Genomic DNA, 18,605 nt, shown 5'->3' with positions numbered 1-18,605 from the left:
GGCCGCGGGAGGCGCTGGATAGTCTGGGCCCCATGACGCAAGAGCTGCTCGACCAGGCCCTCGTCGAGGAGGCCACCAAGAAGTCCGGGCTGATCTGGGTGGGAGGCGCGGGCGCGCCCCCGCCCGCCGGTCCGGACGCCGGGGCGCCGACGCGCGCGCTGTGGCACGTGTGGCACGACGGCGCGGCCTGCCTGGTCGGCGACGGACCCGGCGAGCAGCCGCTGCCGGGACTGGCCGACGGGGGCCACGCGGTCGTCACCGTACGCAGCAAGGACAAGGGCGGGCGGCTCGTCACCTGGTCGGCGAGGGTCGTGGAGCTCTCCGCGGGCACCCCCGAGTGGGAGGCGGCCGTCGGCGAGCTCAAGGGCAAGCGGCTGAACGCCCCCGACGGCGAGGCCATGCCGGAGCGCTGGGCCCGTGAGTGCCGGGTGGTGCGCCTGGAACCGACGGGCGCGACGGCCGCGCTGCCCGACGGCTCGCTCGCCGAACGGCCCCTGCCGAGCCCCGCGACGACCCGCCGGCCGGTGCCGGCGGCACTGCCCCGGCTGCTGCTGAAGCGGCGCGGGAGGCGCGGCTAGGACCCGGTCGTGAGCTCCGGTCGCCGGGGCTACGACGCGGGCAGCTGCTGCCCGTAGTCGACGGTGTCCTTCCTGGGCGGCTCCGCCAGCTTGAAGTCCTTGCCCCAGTCGGTCATGCGGAGCGTGCCGGCGTTGCCCGCGCGCCCGAGGAGGACCGGGTACGGGGTGCCCTTCAGGGAGACGTCCAGGGTGCCGCCGGAGCCCTTGTCGCCGGTGATGCGGATCGTGGGGACGCCGGACTGTTCGTGGTGGCCGTCCTTGTCGAGCGCGCCGTGCAGCCCGAGCAGCCCCTCCAGCAGGACGTCCTTGTCGGTGAAGCCGCTGAAGCGCTTGTACGCGGGGTCGCCGGTCGGCACCTTCACGTACATGCCCTCCAGCTTGTCCGCCGCCGCGGTGTCCGTCGCCTTGCCGCCGCTCCCGCCGTCCTCGTGCGCCCAGAACTCGGCGTCGGCCTTGAGGAAGAGGTGCTCGCCGACCCGCAGCAGATGGAAGCCGGCCCCTCGGGAGGTGACCGAGCCGGTGCCGCCGTCCGACTTCAGCCGCATGTCGAGGGTGTACGTGGTGCCGCCCGAGACGACGGTCCCCGAGAGCCGCACGGTCGGCGCCTTCGCGGCCGCCGCCCGCGCCTTCGCCTGGATGGCGGCGGCGGACAGCTTGCCGACCCCGTTCGTGCCGGCGTCCGGGTCCCCGCTGCCGCAGCCCGTCAGCACCGTCCCCGTCACGGCCAGCACGCATGTCGCGGCCACCGTCACGGCTCTGCGGGTACGGCCCTGGGGAAGTGCGGTCACAGGTGGGGCTGCCTCTCGTGCGCGGTCCTCAAACGGCGTACGGCAGCGTACCGGTGCGGCACCGGCCGGGCGGAGGCAGTCCGTCCGGACCGCCCACCAGGGCGCACCCGACCGGGACGGGCTAGCCTGAAGCCCACCCGAGCGGACAGACCGGCACAGAACATATCGAAGCGAAGGAGGCGCGCGCATGGCCGCAGCCGCCCCCCGGATCTTCGTCTCGCACCTGTCCGGCGTCGCCGTCTTCGACCCGAACGGTGACCAGGTGGGCCGCGTGCGGGACCTCGTCGCCATGCTGCGCGTGGGGCGGCGGCCACCGCGCATGCTCGGCCTCGTCGTCGAACTGTCCACGCGCCGCCGGATCTTCCTGCCCATGACCCGGGTGACCGGCATCGAGTCCGGCCAGGTCATCACGACCGGCGTCGTGAACGTGCGCCGCTTCGAGCAGCGGCCCACCGAACGGCTCGTCTTCGGCGAGCTCCTGGACCGGCTGGTGACCCTCGTCGAGACGGGCGAGGAGGTGACCGTCCTGGACGTGTCCATCCAGCAACTGCCGGCCCGCAGGGAGTGGGAGATCGGCCGGGTCTTCGTGCGCAAGGGGCGCACGGGCGGCGCGTTCCGGCGCGCCAAGGGCGAGACGATGACGGTCGACTGGTCCTCCGTCACCGGCTTCTCCCTGGAGGAGCACGGACAGGGCGCGGAGAGCCTGCTCGCCACCTTCGAGCAGCTGCGGCCCGCCGACCTCGCGAACGTGCTGCACCACCTGTCGCCGAAGCGCCGCGGCGAGGTGGCCGCCGCCCTCGACGACGACCGTCTCGCCGATGTGCTGGAGGAACTGCCCGAGGACGACCAGATCGAGATCCTCGGCAAGCTCAAGGAGGAGCGCGCGGCGGACGTCCTGGAGGCGATGGACCCCGACGACGCGGCCGACCTGCTCGCCGAGCTGCCCACCGAGGACGTGGAGCGGCTGCTCACGCTGATGCGGCCGGGCGAGGCGGCGGACGTCCGGCGGCTGATGGCGTACGCGGAGCGGACCGCGGGCGGGCTCATGACCACCGAGCCCATCGTGCTGCGCGCCGACGCGACCGTGGCCGACGCGCTCGCCCGGGTGCGCAACCCCGACCTCTCCCCCGCGCTCGCCGCCCAGGTGTACGTGTGCCGCCCGCCCGACGAGACGCCGACGGGCAAGTACCTGGGGGCGGTGCACTTCCAGCGGCTGCTGCGCGACCCCCCGTTCACCCTGGTCGGCTCGCTCGTCGACGACGACCTCCAGCCGCTGGCCCCGGAGGACGAGCTGCCGGTGGTCGCCGGGTTCTTCGCCACGTACGACATGGTCGCGGCCCCCGTCGTCGACGAGAGCGGCTCGCTGCTCGGCGCGGTGACCGTGGACGACGTACTGGACCACATGCTGCCCGAGGACTGGCGGGAGACGGAGTTCCACCTCGACGAGGGCGTGCACGAGAGCATGCACGAGGAGCACCACGAGGGAAGCCATGGCGCCTGACCGTGAGGCCCGCGAGCGGGCCGCCACGGGGGCGACGGCGGCCCCCCGCCCGCGCACCCGGCTCGACCAGCCGAAGCCGCCGCGCCACCGGTTCCTGCCCGAGTGGGACCCGGAGGCCTTCGGGCGGCTCTCGGAGCGCATCGCCCGGTTCCTCGGCACCGGACGGTTCATCGTCTGGATGACGGTCGTCATCATCGTGTGGGTGGTGTGGAACATCTTCGCGCCGCACGACCTGCGCTTCGACAACTACCCGTTCATCTTCCTGACCCTGATGCTGTCGCTCCAGGCCTCCTACGCCGCCCCGCTGATCCTGCTCGCGCAGAACCGGCAGGACGACCGCGACCGGGTCAACCTCGAACAGGACCGCAAGCAGAACGAGCGCTCCATCGCCGACACCGAGTACCTCACCCGCGAGATCGCCGCGCTGCGGATGGGCCTCGGCGAGGTCGCCACCCGCGACTGGATCCGCAACGAGCTCCAGGACCTGGTCAAGGAACTGGAGGACCGCCACCCGAACGGCCACGGGGACGGACGGGTCGTATTCCCGGCGGAACGGTCGCAGGGACGTGACGTAGACGACCGGTGACAGGGCTTTCCGGGGCACATGGGGAGCGCCGTACCATCGTCCCTATGGCTACGGAAGACGCGGTGCGTGAAGCACTGGCGACGGTGAACGACCCCGAGATCAACCGACCCATCACCGAACTGGGGATGGTCAAGTCCGTGGAGATCGGTGCGGACGGCGTGGTCGCGGTCGCCGTGTACCTGACGGTCTCCGGCTGCCCGATGCGCGACACGATCACCCAGCGGGTGAAGGAGGCGGTCTCCCGGGTCGAGGGCGTCACCGCCGTCGAGGTCGAACTCGATGTGATGAGCGACGAACAGCGCCGTGAGCTGGCGACCGCGCTGAAGGGGGGCACCGCCGAGCGCGAGGTCCCGTTCGCCAAGCCCGGCTCGCTCACCCGTGTGTACGCGGTCGCCTCCGGCAAGGGCGGTGTCGGCAAGTCCTCGGTCACCGTGAACCTGGCCGCCGCGATGGCCGCCGACGGTCTCAAGGTCGGCGTCGTGGACGCCGACATCTACGGTCACTCGGTGCCGCGCATGCTCGGCGCCGACGGCCGCCCGACCCAGGTCGAGAACATGATCATGCCGCCGTCGGCGAACGGCGTGAAGGTCATCTCCATCGGCATGTTCACCCCGGGCAACGCGCCGGTCGTCTGGCGCGGCCCGATGCTGCACCGCGCGCTCCAGCAGTTCCTGGCGGACGTGTACTGGGGCGACCTGGACGTCCTGCTCCTGGACCTCCCGCCGGGCACCGGCGACATCGCGATCTCCGTCGCCCAGCTCGTCCCGAACGCCGAGATCCTGGTCGTCACGACCCCGCAGCAGGCGGCGGCCGAGGTGGCCGAGCGGGCCGGCTCCATCGCCGTGCAGACCCACCAGAAGATCGTGGGCGTCGTCGAGAACATGTCGGGGATGCCCTGCCCGCACTGCGACGAGATGGTCGACGTCTTCGGCAGCGGCGGCGGCCAGCGGGTCGCCGACGGCCTGACCCGCACGACCGGCGCGACCGTCCCGGTCCTCGGCTCCATCCCGATCGACGTCCGGCTGCGCGAGGGCGGCGACGAGGGCAAGCCGGTGGTCCTGACCGACCCCGACTCCCCCGCGGGCTCGGCCCTGCGCGCCATCGCGGGCAAGCTGGGCGGCCGCCAGCGCGGCCTGTCGGGCATGTCGCTGGGCATCACCCCGCGCAACAAGTTCTAGCTCCGGCCGGGGAGCACGTACGGTCCGGCCCGGGGAACGCTTCCGGGGCCGGACCGGAGGAACACTTCCGGGTCCGTCCCGACGAAGGAGGGGGCGCCGTCCGTGCGGACGGCGCCCCCTTCCTCGTAGCGGCTGTCAGGGCCTCGTGGCGGCCCCGCGGGCGCCTGCCCGCGGCCCCGGGGACTCCCGGCCGCCGACGGGGCCCTACGGGGCGTACGCGGCGATGTCCTTGATCACCGCGAAGCCGAGCCCGTAGGCGCTCATCCCGCGCCCGTACGCGCCCAGGTGGACGCCTTCCCCCGTGGAACCCGCGAGGACCCAGCCGAACTCGGACTCGCGGTAGTGGAACAGGGTCGGGACGCCGTCCACGGGCAGGGACAGGGTGGACCAGTCCTCGCCGTCGAGGTCGTCGGCCAGCACCCACGCGGTCTCGGTCTGCTGGTCCAGCCAGTCGTCGCGCAGGGTGTGGTCCATCTGGCCGGGCCAGGTGAAGGACAGCAGTCCCACACCGGCCAGCCACGCCGCCGAGGACACCGAGGTGGCCTCCAGCAGTCCCGTGCCGTCCGCGCTGCGCCGTACGGGGCTGGCGGCGACGGTGACCACCACCGCGAACCGCTCCTTGTCCTCGCCCGGCTCGGGACGCACCGAGGGCTCGTCGCCGTGCCCGACGGAACCGTGCTCGACCATCCCGTCCGCGGAGGTACCCACCTGCATCAGCCAGCGCGGTCCCGTGAAGGCCTCGTCGAGGCCGTACCAGGGGAAGGGCGCCAGCAGGTAGCCGTCGACCGTACGCCGGGCGGAGGGGAGCGGTTGCCCGCCCTCCGCGGCCGGCGCCTGCGCGCCTACCCGACTTGTCGTCTCCATCTGCCGGACGCCTCCTCGCTCTCGTCGGACCGGGCGGCCCACCCCCCTCGGGCGACCTTGTCGGTCCGCACAACAACTGGGCAGCATAGCCACCCTGCTCCGGGCAGCGGTGAAAGCGCCCGGCGCGTAAGGCGCACGAACGGCGTATTCGGACCGCGCGGGACCCGATCGAGACCGTGCAAGGGGCCGGTCGGGATCGACCGCCCCGCGGTAGGCCGTACGGATCAGGTGGCGTCGGAGTCGTACGGCGGGTGCTCGTCCGCCTCGAGCTTCTCGCGCTTCTTCGTCATGTCGACGGAACCGCCCGCCGCGCCGCCGGAGGACTCGGCCGCGGAGGACCCCGCGGCGGAGGACTCGGACACGCGGCCCTTCATCGCGTCCGAGACGTCGGCCATCTCCTTCTTCAGGTCGAAGCCGTTGCGGATCTCCTTGAGCCCCAGCTCGTCGCCGTCCAGCTGCTTGCGTATGAACGTCTTGGGGTTGAGATCCTCGAACTCGAAGTCCTTGAACTCCGGACCGAGCTCGTCGCGGATGTCGGCCTTGGCGCTGTCCGAGAACTCGCGGATCTTGCGGATCGTGCGCTGCACGTCCTGGATCAGCTTCGGGAGCTTGTCGGGACCGAACACGAGCACGGCCAGGACGAAGATCGTCACCAGCTCAAGCGGTCCTACGTCATTGAACACCTGGTAGCTCCTCGCGATGCTCTCGGTCTCGGCCCTCGGGAAGTCTTCCGTGGTCCGGGCCGGGTCCAACGGTACCCGGCGTACCTGTCCGTCCGGAACTGTCCAGGGGCTCCCGGCTCCGTGCGTGCCGAGGGTTTTCCCCGATGTTTGCCGTCCGGAGCTGCGGTGTCCCGCCCGACTGTGAGTTTGGTGTCACTCTCGGGCCCGGCGGCCGCGGCTCAGTCGCCGTCCGCCGAACCGAGGACCAGGGTGATCGTCCGGGCCGCGCCGCCCCGCTTCACGGTCAGCCGGAGGCGGTCGCCGGGCCGGTGGGCGCGAGTCTTCACGATGAGTTCCTCGCCGGAGTGGATCCGCGTGCCGTCGACCTCGGTGATGACGTCCCCGGCCCTGACGCCCGCCTTCGCGCCGGGCCCTCCGGAGGCCACGGCGGGACCGCCGCCGGCCGCCTTGGCACCGACCCGGGCGCCGTCGCCCGAGTAGTTCATGTCGAGCGTGACACCGATCACGGGGTGGGTGGCCCGGCCCGTGTTGATCAGTTCCTCGGCGACGCGCTTGGCCTGGTTGACCGGGATGGCGAAGCCGAGCCCGATGGAACCGGCCTGGCCGGTCTCCAGGTCGGAGCCGTTGTCGGCGGAACGGATGGCGCTGTTGATGCCGATGACACGGGCCTTGGAGTCGAGCAGGGGCCCGCCGGAGTTGCCGGGGTTGATCGGCGCGTCGGTCTGGAGGGCGTCCACGTACGACACGTCGCTGCCGTCGCCGTTCTCGCCGCCCGCCGTGATGGGCCTCTCCTTGGCGCTGATGATGCCGGAGGTGACCGTGTTGGCGAGGTCGAAGGGCGCGCCGATGGCGACGACGGGGTCGCCGACCTGGACGCTGTCGGAGTTGCCCAGCGGCATCGGGGCCAGACCGTGGACTCCGGAGACCTTGACGACGGCGAGGTCGTAGCCGCTGTCGTGGCCGACGACCCGGGCCGTCGCGGTCTGCCCGCCGCTGAACGTCACGGTTATCGTGCCGCTGCCGCCGGCGGGCTGGATCACATGGTTGTTGGTGAGGATGTGTCCCTCGCCGTCGAGCACGAACCCGGTGCCGGTGCCGTCCTCCTCGCTCCCGTGCACATGGAGGGTCACGACGCTGGGCAGCGCGTGCGCGGCGATCCCGGCGACGCTGTCCGGGGCACGCCCCGGGGCCTCCTTGGCGGCCTGCGGGAGTTCGATGTCCGTCAGTCCCCCGTTCCGCTCCAGATAGGCCCCCACGGCGCCGCCCACGCCCCCGGACACCAGGGCGAGCGCGACGGCGCCGAGCACCAGCGCCTTCCTGGCCCGGCGGCGCCGCTGCGCGGCGGTGGGCACGGCGACGCCGTTCTGCTGGAGGGGTCCGCTCCCGACGGACGGTCCGTCGGGGTGCGCGGGTGCGGGCGCGGCCCAGGGGTCGTAGTTCCGCCAGGGATCGGGGATCGCGTCCTCGACGGGTCCGGCGGACCCGGCCTGCTCCGCCTGTTCGGCCGGGGCGGGGGCGGCGGGGCCGTCGAGAAGCTCGGACAGGGAGGACGGCGAGGACGGGGAGGACGGGGAGGACGGGGAGGACAGCGGGTCCGCGGACCCCGAGGAGTCCAGCTCCGGGTCCTGCTCCGGGTCCTGCTCCCGCTTCGGTTCCGGTGCCGGTTCCCGCGTCGGTTCCGCCACGCGGGGCGCGGGCAGGGCGTCGAGCGGGGGCAGCGCGTCGAAGCGGGTGGCGCCCTGGGCCGGGATCCCGGTCGTGGGGGCCGTCCCGTGATCCGCGCCGCCCGGCGCCGGGGCGGCCGGATCCGCCGGGGCGGCGGGGTGCGCGGAGTCCGGCGTGAGGTCCGGTTCCGTGGGACGTGCCGGTGCGGTGTCCGCTCCCGTGCCCGCGGGCCGGGGTCGACTCCACCACTTGGCCTTCGTGGGCCTGCCCTCGTTCATGCTCTCCCCACACCTGGCCCCCGGCACAGCTCGGCGGGGGCCACCACGGACGTGCCTACTCCGCGTCCGTGATCCCTCCCGCGGACGCGGCCCACCCCGGATTCAACCAGGTTCGCGGGCCGCCGCGCAGAGGGTGGTGTCAGTGGACGTCACGCGGGGTGGGGGACGAGGACGCCGTGGGGGACGGTGTGGCCGCGGGGGCGGCGAGCAGCCCCGGGTGCGGGGCCAGCGAGAGCGGCTGGGTGTCGGTGAGCGGGCGTATCAGCGGGGACGTCGCGGCGGCGCCGGCGACCACCGGTGCCGTCAGCGCGTGCACGGCGTCCTGGGCGCGGCCCGCCGGAGGGGGTACTCCGGGCAGCAGCGGGGCGGACACCCCGGTCGGGGCCACGGGGCCGTTGCCGAGCGACCGCTCGCCCTGGGCCAGCAGCGGTCCGGTGGACCGGCGGCGCTGCGACTCGGGGGTCGAGGCCGACCCGGCGCCCTGGGTCCGGGACGGGGTCACATTGCTCCCGGCACCGCGCGCGTCCGTGTCACCGGGCGCGCCGGTGGTCACTCCGCCGAGCGCGACGGCCGCGAGCGACACCGCGCCCGCGGCGACGAAGGCGAACCGCAGCCCGCGCGAGGCGGACCGCTCCGCCTCGTGGCGGCTGACGTCGTGGATACGGAAGCCGCGCCCCGGGGCGGGGGGCAGCACGTCCGCGTGCGGTCCGGCGGGCACGTATCCGAAGGTTTCGCCGCGCATGCCGAAGACTCCGGGCAGCCCGGTTCCCGCGGAGCCGCCGGACAGTCCGCCGCCGAAGCTCCCGCCGTTCAGCCGGGGGCTGTCGGAGTCGCCTCCGCCGGGGAGTCCCTGGAGGCGGGCGAGGAAGCTCTCGGAGGGCGGCGGCGGGGCCATCTCCGCGAACACGTTCTTCAGTCGGCGCTGGGCGTCGGCCTCGGCCTTGCACTTGGCGCAGGTGGCGAGGTGGGCCAGGACGCGGTCGCGCGACTCATGGCCGAGCTCTCCGTCCACCAGGGCGGAGAGTCGGTCCCCGAGGTGCTGCTCGGCAGGGGTGGGACGGGTTGCACTCACGCGGTCGCGCCTCCTCCCCCCAGCACGGGCACACGGGCCGCGAACGAGCGACGCTCGGCGCGGGCCTCGGGAGACCGGTGTGCCAGGGCCTTGCGCAGCTGGGAGCGGCCGCGGTGGATCCGGGAGCGGACCGTGCCGAGCTTGACGCCCAGCGTCGCGGCGATCTCCTCGTAGGACAGTCCCTCGATGTCGCAGAGGACGACGGCGGCGCGGAACTCGGGCGCGAGGGTGTCCAGCGCCTGCTGGACGTCGGCGTCGAAGTGCGCGTCGTTGAAGACCTGCTGCGGGGAGGGCTCGCGGCTGGGCAGGCGCTCGGCCGCGTCGTCGCCGAGGGCGTCGAAGCGGATCCGCTGCTTGCGCCGCACCATGTCGAGGAAGAGGTTCGTGGTGATGCGGTGCAGCCAGCCCTCGAAGGTGCCGGGCGTGTAGGTCGACAGCGAGCGGAAGACGCGGACGAAGACCTCCTGGGTGAGGTCCTCGGCGTCGTGCTGGTTGCCCGTGAGGCGGTAGGCGAGACGGTAGACGCGACCGCTGTGCGTGCTGACGATCTCCTCCCAGGTGGGAGGAGTCCACGCCTGCGACTCCGCGTCGGTGGTGAACGTCGCGGTCTGCGCCGGGGCAGCAACGGGGAGCTGGTCAGCGTTGTCGGTCACGGATTTCGGCTCACCCGTCGATCTGAGCAGGCGCCGAAGCACCCCTCCCCGATCCACAGGCGCAGCCGCACCTCCCCTGTCGGCTCTGGTGGTGTCCAGTGGAGCCCCTACCATAGCCACCTCGCCCGTTAGCTCCGGATAAGCGGTTTTACGCGAATTTGATACGGGCTCATATGGGTGCGCCGACGTCCGTCCTCGGCCCCGCTCCGTGTACCGGCCCATCGTCTTCCCCCCGCTCGGTTCTCCCATCCCCTTAAACGCCCGGTCCCATCCGCAGGTTCCCGGCACCAACGGATACAGTCACGCCCAGGCAATCACGGGGACAGGAGAGGGTCATTACCGGCAACCGGCAGACGAGCTGGGCGGCGTTCGCCGACGCCTTTGTCGCCGAGGACGAGGCACTGCGGTGGGCCCGGGACCGGGCCCACGAGGTCGGCCTGCGCTCGGTGACGCCGGGCACGGGCGCCGCGCTGCGCCTGCTCGCCGCCACCGTGGATGCCAAGGCGGTCGCCGAGATCGGTACCGGGACCGGCGTCTCCGGAATTCATCTTCTGCACGGCATGCGGCCGGACGGGGTACTGACCACGGTGGATCCGGAGCCGGAGCGCCAGCAGTTCGCCCGTCAGGCGTTCCGCGCCGCCGGTTTCGCGAGCAATCGCGCCCGCTTCATCCCGGGCCGCGCGCTGGACGTGCTGCCGCGGCTCGCGGACGCCGGATACGACCTCGTGTTCTGCGACGGCGACCGGCTGGAGTGCCTGGACTACCTCGCTGAATCGTTGCGCCTGCTGCGTCCGGGCGGGCTCGTCGCCTTCGAGGGCGTCTTCGCGGACGGCCGCACGGTGGACTCCGGGCCGCAGCCGGTCGAGGTGAGCCGGCTGCGCGAACTGCTGCGCGCGGTGCGCGAGAGCCCGGAGCTGGTGCCCTCGCTGCTGCCGGTGGGCGACGGGCTGCTGTGCGCGGTCAAGCGCTGACCGCGACCTCTCCTGGCGCCGGGCCCCGCGTCCGCGCCACCTCCCGCCGCACGCCCCTGACCAGGGCGGACACCCCCGCCGGCCGCTGCCGTCCGGGCGCCGCCGTGGTCGCGCGGGCCGGAAAAACAACTTCCCCGGCGCCGTGTACGGTGCCGGGGAAGCCGAAAGGGGTATGGGTCGCGTTCCGCGTCAGCCGACGACCTTCTTGAGGGCGTCGCCGAGCGCGTCAGCCTCGTCAGGGGTCAGCTCGACGACGAGCCGACCGCCGCCTTCGAGCGGAACGCGCATGACGATGCCCCGCCCCTCCTTGGTCACCTCGAGCGGGCCATCGCCCGTCCGCGGCTTCATGGCCGCCATGCTCGTTCCCCTTCCTGAAACCAGCTCATCGTCGCCGACGGCCCCCTCGGAGGGCACGCACGTCCCCTCATAGGACACACGTCACCGGCATCGAACACATTGCTTCCAGGCCATTATCTCGCATCTCAGGACCCGATGACCAACATCAGTCGGCATCGCTTGCGCAACGCGCTTGAGCAAAACCACCCAATTCGGCGATGTGGCTGCGATACTTCGCCGCCGCATCGACTTCCATGGTGCGGAATTCTTTGATGCAGGTCACATGTAAGCACCGCGCCACCGTCGGTGATCTCCGCCATGCTGTCATCGGACACAGGACGTACCGGCCGGTACGACGAGCCGCGACCCCGGAGGGGACCCACCATGGCCGACACCGTGCTCTACGAGGTGAGCGACGGACTCGCGACGATCACGCTCAACCGCCCCGAGGCGATGAATGCGATGAACATCGCGACCAAGGTCGCTCTGCGGGACGCGGCGCAGGCCGCCGCGGACGACGACGCCGTACGGGCGATCCTGCTGACCGCGGCCGGTGACCGGGCGTTCTGCGTGGGCCAGGACCTCAAGGAGCACATCGGGCTGCTGGCCGCCGACCGGGAGTCGGGGTCCGGCGGGACGATGAGGACCGTGCGCGAGCACTACAACCCCATCGTGCGGGCGCTGACCGGCGCGGAGAAGCCGGTGGTGGCCGGGGTCAACGGCGTGGCGGCCGGTGCCGGATTCGGTTTCGCGCTCGCCGCCGACTACCGCGTCGTCGCCGACACCGCCGCCTTCAACACGTCGTTCGCCGGTGTCGCGCTGACCGCCGACTCGGGGATCTCCTGGACGCTGCCCCGGGTGGTCGGCCCGAGCCGTGCCACCGATCTGCTGCTCTTCCCGCGCAGCATCAGCGCCCAGGAGGCGTACGAGCTGGGCATCGCCAACCGGCTGGTTCCGGCCGCCGAGCTCCGGTCCGAGGCGGAGAAGGTGGCGCGGGCGCTCGCCTCCGGCCCGACGCTGGCGTACGCGGCGCTGAAGCGGTCCGTCGCCTTCGGGCTCACCCACTCGCTGGAGGAGACCCTGGAGAAGGAGGACGAGCTCCAGGGGCTGGCCGGGGCGTCCGAGGACCACACCATCGCGGTGCAGGCCTTCGTGAACAAGGAGAAGCCCAAGTACCTGGGGCGCTGACCGTCCCGGGCGTCCGCCGCGACCGCGCACGGGTCCGTGGCGGGCGCCCCTCGGTCCCCCGAGGGCGTCCCGGTCATCCGGCGTGGCGCGCCGCGCAGTCCGCCAGATGGTCGTTGACCAGGCCGCAGGCCTGCATCAGGGCGTACGCCGTCGTCGGGCCCACGAAGCGGATGCCGCGCTTCTTCAGCGCCTTGGACAGGGCGGTCGACTCGTCGGTGACGGCCGGAACGTCGGAGAGCCGCTCGGGGGCCGGGCGGGTGGCCCGGTCCGGGGCGAAGGACCAGATGAGCTCGTCCAGCTCGCCCGGGGCCCAGCCGGCCAGCACGCGCGCGTTGGCGACGGTGGCCCGGATCTTGGCGCCGTTGCGGATGATCCCCGGATCGGCGAGCAGGCGCTCCTCGTCGGCCTCGGTGTACGTCGCGACCTTGGCGATCTCGAAGTCGGAGAAGGCGGCGCGGAAGCCCTCGCGGCGGCGCAGGATGGTGATCCAGGACAGCCCGGACTGGAAGGCCTCCAGGCACAGCCGCTCGTAGAGGGCGTCGTCGCCGTGGACCGGCCGGCCCCACTCCTCGTCGTGGTACGCCACGTAGTCCTCGGCGGACAGCGCCCAGGGGCAGCGCAGCGCGCCGTCGGGTCCTGCCAGCGCCTCGCTCACCGCTCGTCCTCGGTGTGCTTGCGCAGCGAGGTGGTGGGGCCGGCCGCGCGGGCGCCCGCGAGCGCGGCCTCCAGGTCGGCGATCCGGGCGTCCCGCTCGCCGATCTCGGCGCCCAGACGGCCGAGCGCGTCGTCGACGTCCTCCATGCGGTAGCCGCGCAGGGTGACGGCGAAGCGGAGGGCGTCCACGTCACCCTTGTGGACCGGACGGTCGTACGGCAGCGGGTCGCGCAGCCGCTCGGGCTCGGCGTCGGCAAGGGGCGTGCTCTCGCCGCCGCCCACCACGGACAGGGTCACCGCGGCGACCACGACGGCGAGGGCGACGACCAGGAACAAGAACATGAACATCGCTGAGGTCCCCACGCTCTGGTGCCGGCGCGGGTCGCGTCGGCGCGAAAGTACTGGTGCTGACGAAAGCAGTCTGACGTCGGAGGTGTCAGGCTCCGATCGTGCCATGCGAGTCTGACAGCTAGGGTCGCAGGCGGCTTATCGATGCGACTTACTGGGAGAGGTCACAGGGGATGCTCAGGCTGGGCAGGCGCGAATTCGAGGCGCACGAGCCGGTGATCATGGCGATCGTGAACCGGACCCCGGACTCCTTCTACGACCAGGGGGCCACCTTCCGCGACGAGCCCGCCCTCGCGCGCGTGGAGCAGGCGGTGTCCGAGGGGGCCGAGATCATCGACATCGGCGGGGTCAAGGCCGGACCGGGCGAGGAGGTCACCGCCGAGGAGGAGGCGCGCCGGACGGTCGGCTTCGTCGCCGAGGTCCGCCGCCGCTTCCCCGACGTGATCATCAGCGTCGACACCTGGCGGCACGAGGTCGGCGAGGCGGTGTGCGAGGCGGGCGCCGATCTGCTCAACGACGCCTGGGGCGGGTTCGATCCGCGGCTCGCCGAGGTGGCGGCCCGGTACGGGGCGGGCCTGGTGTGCACGCACGCCGGGGAGTCCGAGCCGCGCACGCGTCCGCACCGGATCGCGTACGACGACGTGATGGCCGACATCCTGCGGGTCACCGTCGGCCTCGCGGAGCGCGCGGTCGCGCTCGGGGTGCCCCGCGAGTCGGTGCTCATCGATCCGGGGCACGACTTCGGGAAGAACACCCGGCACAGCCTGGAGGCGACCCGGCGGCTCGGCGAGATGGTCTCCACCGGGTGGCCGGTTCTCGTCTCCCTGTCCAACAAGGACTTCGTTGGCGAGACCCTCGACAGACCGGTCAAGGAGCGGGTCGTCGGAACGCTGGCGACGACGGCGGTCTCGGCGTGGCTGGGGGCGCAGGTGTACCGCGTCCACGAGGTCGCCGAGACCCGTCAGGTGCTGGACATGGTGGCGTCGATCGCCGGGCACCGGCCGCCGGCGGTGGCCCGGCGCGGGCTGGCGTAGCGGACGGGGTGCGGGGGCACGGCCGTACCCCCGCACCTCTCCCCGGACCCGAGGCCCGGCCGTCAGGGCCTGGGCCCTAGCGGCCGGCCTCCTTCGACACCAGCGCCACCGCTTCGTCCACGTCGTCGGTCACGTGGAACAGCAGCAGGTCCTTCTCCGCCGCCTTGCCCTGGGCGACGAGGGTGTGCCTGAGCCAGTCCACGAGGCCGCCCCAGTACTCCGTGCCGAACAGCACGATGGGGAAGCGGGTGACCTTCTGGGTCTGCACCAGGGTGAGCGCCTCGAAGAGCTCGTCCAGGGTGCCGAGACCACCGGGCAGCACCACGAACCCTTGGGCGTATTTGACGAACATCATTTTTCGCACGAAGAAGTAGCGAAAGTTCAGACCGATGTCGACGTACGGGTTCAGCCCCTGTTCGAAGGGGAGCTCGATGCCGAGGCCGACGGAGATGCCCTTCGCCTCCAGGGCGCCCTTGTTGGCCGCCTCCATGGCACCCGGCCCGCCACCGGTGATCACCGCGAACCCGGCCTCGACCAGCCCCCTGCCGAGGGCGACCCCCGCCTCGTACTCGGACGAGTCGGCCGGCGTCCGCGCCGAGCCGAACACGCTGATCGCGGCCGGGAGTTCGGCCAGCGTCCCGAAGCCTTCGATGAACTCCGACTGGATGCGCAGCACCCGCCAGGGATCGGTGTGCACCCAGTCCGAGGGACCGCCCGCGTCCAGCAGCCGCTGATCCGTGGTGCTCGCCTGAACCTGGTTCCGCCTGCGCAGCACCGGGCCCAGCCGCTGCTCGTCCGGTGGCCGCTTCTTGCCCCTCGGGTCGCCAGTAGCCATGTCCACTCCCTCCGCGTACGGATCTCCCCCGCCGCGGCCGAAGCCGTTGCGGGGGAAGGTCGTTCCGCCCCAGCGTAGATCTCCGCTGGTTACGGCGGGGGGACGTCGGCATGTCCGCCGTGGACAGCCGTCGGGTACGGGGTACGCCTCAGGCGGTGAGCCAGGCGCGCAGCCGCTCCTCGCCCGCGTGGATCTTGGCCGTTTCCACGCGCTCGTCCCGCTTGTGGGCCAGGTGGGGATTGCCGGGGCCGTAGTTGACCGCCGGGATGCCGAGCCGGCTGAAGAGGGAGACGTCCGTCCAGCCGTACTTGGGCTGCGGGGTGCCGCCCACCGCCTCGATGAAGGCGGCGGCGGCCGGGTGGGACAGACCGGGCAGGGCCGCGCCGCTGTGGTCGTCGATCACGAACTCCTCGACACCGCAGTCCGCGAAGACCTCGCGGACGTGCTCGACCGCCTCCTCCTCGGAGCGGTCGGGCGCGTAGCGGAAGTTGACGGTGACGACGCACTCGTCGGGGATGACGTTCCCGGCGACCCCGCCCGAGATGTTCACCGCGTTCAGGCCCTCGCGGTACTCCAGACCGTCGATCACCGGGTGGCGCGGCTCGTAGGCGGCCAGCGCGGCGAGGATCGGGGAGGCCGCGTGGATCGCGTTCGATCCCATCCAGCCGCGGGCGGAGTGGGCCCGCTCGCCCTTGGTCTTCAGCAGCACCCGCAGCGTGCCCTGGCAGCCGCCCTCGACCTGTCCGTCGGAGGGCTCCAGGAGGACCGCGAAGTCGCCCCGCAGCCAGTCGGGGTGGGCCTCGGACACGTGCTTGAGGCCGTTGAGGTCGGCCGCGACCTCTTCGCGGTCGTAGAAGACGAAGGTGAGGTCACGGTTGGGCTCGGGGACGGTGGCCGCGATACGGAGCTGGACGGCGACGCCCGACTTCATGTCGCAGGTTCCGCAGCCCCACAGGACGCCGTTCCCGTCGAGGCGGGAGGGCACGTTGTCGGCGATCGGCACGGTGTCGATGTGCCCGGCCAGGACGACCCGCTCGGCGCGGCCCAGGTCCGTCCGCGCCACGACGTTGTTCCCGTACCGGTCGACCGTCAGGTGCGGCAGGGTCCGCAGGGCCGTCTCGACGGCGTCCGCGAGCGGCTTCTCGGTGCCGCTCTCCGAGCGGAAGTCGACGAGCCACGCGGTGAGCTCGGCTGCGTCCAGGGTCAGGTCAAGCGGGGTGTCGGCCATGGCGTCGACCCTAGCGCGCCCCGTCCGGAGGTACCGAAAGCCACCGGATGCGGTCGTATCCACCGGGCCGCGACCGCGTTGTCCACACCCCGGGATCGGCCCACGGCGCTCTCCAGTACCTTGTACGCGTGTCTGAGCCGTCCCCCACTCCTGTCCGGCGCCGCCGCGGGCGTCTCCTGCGTTTCGCGGGGGCCCTCGTGGTCCTGCTCGCGGTCGCGGGCTACCTCGGCGTCCAGTACCTCACGGGCGGCGTGGGCGCGCCCCGGTGCAAGGTCGTCTCCGCCAACGGCGACGGCGCGTCGTACGAGTTCACCCCCGAGCAGGCGGTGAACGCGGCGACGATCTCGGCCGTCGGCACCTCCCGCGGGATGCCCGAGCGGGCGGTGGCCATCGCCCTGGCGACGGCGCTCCAGGAGTCGGGGCTGCGCAACATCCAGCACGGCGACCGGGACTCGCTCGGCCTGTTCCAGCAGCGCCCGTCGCAGGGCTGGGGCACCGAGAAACAGATCATGGACCCGACGTACGCGGCGGGCGTCTTCTACGAGCACCTGGCCAAGGTGCCCGGCTACTCGCGGCTGCCGCTGACCGTCGCCGCGCAGCGGGTGCAGCACAGCGGCTTCCCGCAGGCGTACGCGAAGCACGAGCCGGACGCCACGCTGCTCGCCGCCGCCCTGACCGGCCGCGCGGCCGCCACCCTGACCTGCCAGGGACGTCCGGCGGCGACTCCGCCGGGCGGCCCGGCACCGGTGCGGGCCGCGCTCGCGCGGGACTTCGGCCGCGATGTGCTCCAGGAGGCGGGCGCCACCGTGGACGCCGCGGGTTCCTCCGCCGCGCCCGCGCCGCGCGCCTCGGAATCCTCCGTGGCCCCGGCCTCGTCCGCCGCTCCCGCCGCCACGGAGGCCGAGCGGACCGTGACCGTCCCCGTGCGCGACGAGGGGGCCGCCACCGGGGCCGGGACCTCGACGCTGCGCCGTGGCTGGGAGCTGGCGCACTGGGCCGTGGCCAACTCCTCGGCCCTGCACATCGACCGGGTGTCGTACGCGGGCCGCGAGTGGACCGCGGGCACCGCGGCGGGCTCGTGGCGCACGGCCGACGACAAGAGCGGTCCGGAGGCGGGGAAGGCCGCGTCCGAGGTCCGGATCGTCACCGCGCAGTAGTACGGGGCCTCACCCCTGGGGAGGACCGGCCCCCCGGCCGGCGGCGGCGGTCGCGTGCCGTCGGGCACCCACTCGCCCGCCGGTGAAATCCCTTGGGAACACAGGCCCGCAGGGGCAGCAACAGCATCACGACCGGGTAACGTTTGCCCGCTTTTACCCACAAACGATAATGCGACGCATTACCAACTCTTTGCGTCGGCCCACCGCAACCTTCGCGGGCTTCGAGCGGTAGTCAGGGCGTCCGAGCCCGGAACGATCACCTCAGCCGATCGGCTCGGGTGCCCGGAACGGCAGGACACTTCCCCGTTCTCTTCCGTCTAAGGAGCACCATGTCCCTCCCCCTGACCCGCCGGATCGCCCGTGTCGTGCTGCTCGTCGCGGCCGGAGCGGCACCCGTGGTCGGCGCGGCCGGCTCCGCCTGCGCGGCGCCCGCGCTGCCGGCCACCCCCGGCCTCGGCGGGCTGACCGCCCTGGACGGGGCGAACGTCACCGGCACGGTCGACGGAGCGACGCGGCACGTCACCGGGATCGCCGGCGCGTCCGGCGGCCAGGCGGTCGACAAGGCCCTGCCGGGCGTCGGCTCCAAGGTGGCCAAGAAGGCCGCGCCCGCCGCGCGGAAGGCCGCCGGCGGCGCGGCCGGCCAGGCCGGGGGCCTCCTCGGTGACACCGCGAAGACCGCGACCGGCGGCGGTCTGCCCACGGACGCGGTGACCAAGGGCGGCCTGCCCACCGACGCCGTCACCAAGGGCGGCCTGCCGACGGACGCCGTCACCAAGGGCGGGCTGCCCACCGGTCAGCTGCCGCTGAAGGGCCTTCCGCTGGGCTAGGACCGCGACAGCCGCCGCGCGGGCCCGCGCTCGTACGGCGCGCGGGCCCGTACGGCGACGGGGGTGGCGGGGACAACCCGGACCCGCCCCCCCGCCGGGCGTGGGCGGGGGGGGGCCCCCCGGCGGGGGCCCCGCCCCGCCCCCCCCCCCGGCGCCGCGGGGGGGGGCGCCCCGCCCCGAC

The 18,605-nt window shown here is 73.0% G+C and carries 20 protein-coding genes; 9 read left to right on the top strand and 11 right to left on the bottom strand.

Annotation, left to right across the window (positions count from 1 at the left end; genetic code table 11):
• Positions 1–32: 32 nt before the first annotated feature.
• On the top strand, positions 33–578 hold the full coding sequence (locus ACFWI4_RS25245) for a hypothetical protein (RefSeq protein ID WP_387200231.1): 546 nt from the start codon (positions 33–35) through the stop codon (positions 576–578).
• A 29-nt stretch (positions 579–607) separates the two neighbouring features.
• Here the strand turns inward: ACFWI4_RS25245 and ACFWI4_RS25240 are convergent, their stop codons facing one another.
• Positions 608–1,366 (bottom strand): hypothetical protein, encoded by a 759-nt coding sequence (locus ACFWI4_RS25240; protein WP_387200228.1) that lies wholly within the window; start codon positions 1,364–1,366, stop codon positions 608–610.
• Positions 1,367–1,553: 187 nt separating this feature from the next.
• Here ACFWI4_RS25240 and ACFWI4_RS25235 point away from each other — a divergent pair, with 187 nt between their 5' ends.
• Genes ACFWI4_RS25235 through ACFWI4_RS25225 form a run of 3 tightly spaced genes read left to right on the top strand, consistent with a single transcriptional unit; the run spans position 1,554 to position 4,631 of the window.
• Positions 1,554–2,867: a magnesium transporter MgtE N-terminal domain-containing protein gene (locus ACFWI4_RS25235; protein ID WP_387200225.1), complete on the top strand. Its 1,314-nt coding sequence runs from the start codon at positions 1,554–1,556 to the stop codon at positions 2,865–2,867.
• Positions 2,857–3,453 carry a DUF1003 domain-containing protein gene (locus ACFWI4_RS25230; protein WP_385402731.1) on the top strand — a complete coding sequence of 199 codons (597 nt, stop codon included), beginning with the start codon at positions 2,857–2,859 and terminating at the stop codon, positions 3,451–3,453. The genes ACFWI4_RS25235 and ACFWI4_RS25230 overlap by 11 nt, the downstream gene beginning before the upstream one ends.
• Positions 3,454–3,497: 44 nt before the next feature.
• Positions 3,498–4,631: an Mrp/NBP35 family ATP-binding protein gene (locus ACFWI4_RS25225; protein ID WP_385402733.1), complete on the top strand. Its 1,134-nt coding sequence runs from the start codon at positions 3,498–3,500 to the stop codon at positions 4,629–4,631.
• A 204-nt stretch (positions 4,632–4,835) separates the two neighbouring features.
• Here the strand turns inward: ACFWI4_RS25225 and ACFWI4_RS25220 are convergent, their stop codons facing one another.
• The 5 genes from ACFWI4_RS25220 to sigE all read right to left on the bottom strand — a co-directional run bounded on the left by ACFWI4_RS25220 (position 4,836) and on the right by sigE (position 9,888).
• Entirely contained in the window at positions 4,836–5,495 is a 660-nt protein-coding gene (locus tag ACFWI4_RS25220) for a hypothetical protein (RefSeq protein WP_387200220.1), read from the bottom strand.
• A gap of 224 nt (positions 5,496–5,719) precedes the next feature.
• A complete protein-coding gene (locus ACFWI4_RS25215) occupies positions 5,720–6,178 on the bottom strand; it encodes a sec-independent translocase (RefSeq protein ID WP_387200217.1) in 459 nt (152 codons plus the stop codon).
• Positions 6,179–6,396: 218 nt separating this feature from the next.
• Positions 6,397–8,121: a S1C family serine protease gene (locus ACFWI4_RS25210; protein WP_387200214.1), complete on the bottom strand. Its 1,725-nt coding sequence runs from the start codon at positions 8,119–8,121 to the stop codon at positions 6,397–6,399.
• Positions 8,122–8,260: 139 nt separating this feature from the next.
• Positions 8,261–9,193 (bottom strand): zf-HC2 domain-containing protein, encoded by a 933-nt coding sequence (locus ACFWI4_RS25205; RefSeq protein WP_387200211.1) that lies wholly within the window; start codon positions 9,191–9,193, stop codon positions 8,261–8,263.
• Positions 9,190–9,888, bottom strand: coding sequence for an RNA polymerase sigma factor SigE (gene sigE / locus ACFWI4_RS25200; protein ID WP_339131287.1), 699 nt, complete (start codon positions 9,886–9,888; stop codon positions 9,190–9,192). Before sigE ends, ACFWI4_RS25205 begins: the two co-directional genes overlap by 4 nt.
• A 227-nt stretch (positions 9,889–10,115) precedes the next feature.
• Here sigE and ACFWI4_RS25195 point away from each other — a divergent pair, with 227 nt between their 5' ends.
• A complete protein-coding gene (locus tag ACFWI4_RS25195; RefSeq protein WP_385402935.1) occupies positions 10,116–10,817 on the top strand; it encodes an O-methyltransferase in 702 nt (233 codons plus the stop codon).
• A gap of 189 nt (positions 10,818–11,006) precedes the next feature.
• On the opposite strand, the gene ACFWI4_RS25190 is transcribed toward ACFWI4_RS25195, so the two are convergent.
• Positions 11,007–11,174 (bottom strand): DUF3117 domain-containing protein, encoded by a 168-nt coding sequence (locus tag ACFWI4_RS25190; RefSeq protein WP_003966491.1) that lies wholly within the window; start codon positions 11,172–11,174, stop codon positions 11,007–11,009.
• Between the two features lie 363 nt (positions 11,175–11,537).
• On the opposite strand from ACFWI4_RS25190, the gene ACFWI4_RS25185 reads away from it, so the two are divergent.
• Entirely contained in the window at positions 11,538–12,341 is an 804-nt protein-coding gene (locus ACFWI4_RS25185) for an enoyl-CoA hydratase/isomerase family protein (RefSeq protein WP_387200207.1), read from the top strand.
• A gap of 73 nt (positions 12,342–12,414) precedes the next feature.
• Here ACFWI4_RS25185 and ACFWI4_RS25180 read toward each other — a convergent pair whose 3' ends face one another.
• Together ACFWI4_RS25180 and ACFWI4_RS25175 are read right to left on the bottom strand one after the other, a co-directional pair.
• Positions 12,415–12,996: a DNA-3-methyladenine glycosylase I gene (locus ACFWI4_RS25180; RefSeq protein WP_385402750.1), complete on the bottom strand. Its 582-nt coding sequence runs from the start codon at positions 12,994–12,996 to the stop codon at positions 12,415–12,417.
• Positions 12,993–13,343: a DivIVA domain-containing protein gene (locus tag ACFWI4_RS25175; protein ID WP_387200204.1), complete on the bottom strand. Its 351-nt coding sequence runs from the start codon at positions 13,341–13,343 to the stop codon at positions 12,993–12,995. Before ACFWI4_RS25175 ends, ACFWI4_RS25180 begins: the two co-directional genes overlap by 4 nt.
• 173 nt (positions 13,344–13,516) lie before the next feature.
• Between ACFWI4_RS25175 and folP the strand changes: the two genes are divergently transcribed.
• Complete coding sequence (gene folP / locus ACFWI4_RS25170; RefSeq protein ID WP_387200201.1) at positions 13,517–14,377, top strand: dihydropteroate synthase; 861 nt, start codon at positions 13,517–13,519, stop codon at positions 14,375–14,377.
• A gap of 76 nt (positions 14,378–14,453) precedes the next feature.
• Here the strand turns inward: folP and ACFWI4_RS25165 are convergent, their stop codons facing one another.
• Both ACFWI4_RS25165 and dapE read right to left on the bottom strand, forming a co-directional pair.
• A complete protein-coding gene (locus tag ACFWI4_RS25165) occupies positions 14,454–15,212 on the bottom strand; it encodes a TIGR00730 family Rossman fold protein (RefSeq protein WP_387200197.1) in 759 nt (252 codons plus the stop codon).
• A gap of 148 nt (positions 15,213–15,360) precedes the next feature.
• A complete protein-coding gene (gene dapE, locus ACFWI4_RS25160; protein WP_387200193.1) occupies positions 15,361–16,440 on the bottom strand; it encodes a succinyl-diaminopimelate desuccinylase in 1,080 nt (359 codons plus the stop codon).
• A gap of 128 nt (positions 16,441–16,568) precedes the next feature.
• On the opposite strand from dapE, the gene ACFWI4_RS25155 reads away from it, so the two are divergent.
• Both ACFWI4_RS25155 and ACFWI4_RS25150 read left to right on the top strand, forming a co-directional pair.
• On the top strand, positions 16,569–17,597 hold the full coding sequence (locus ACFWI4_RS25155; protein ID WP_387200189.1) for a heavy metal transporter: 1,029 nt from the start codon (positions 16,569–16,571) through the stop codon (positions 17,595–17,597).
• A gap of 329 nt (positions 17,598–17,926) precedes the next feature.
• Positions 17,927–18,424, top strand: coding sequence for an ATP-binding protein (locus ACFWI4_RS25150; protein ID WP_387200186.1), 498 nt, complete (start codon positions 17,927–17,929; stop codon positions 18,422–18,424).
• Positions 18,425–18,605 lie beyond the last annotated feature (181 nt).

Source organism: Streptomyces sp. NPDC127038, from assembly GCF_042725875.1.
Classification (GTDB): domain Bacteria; phylum Actinomycetota; class Actinomycetes; order Streptomycetales; family Streptomycetaceae; genus Streptomyces.
The sequence above is the reverse complement of the archived record's forward strand: the minus strand, read 5'-3'. Positions and strand labels throughout refer to the sequence as shown.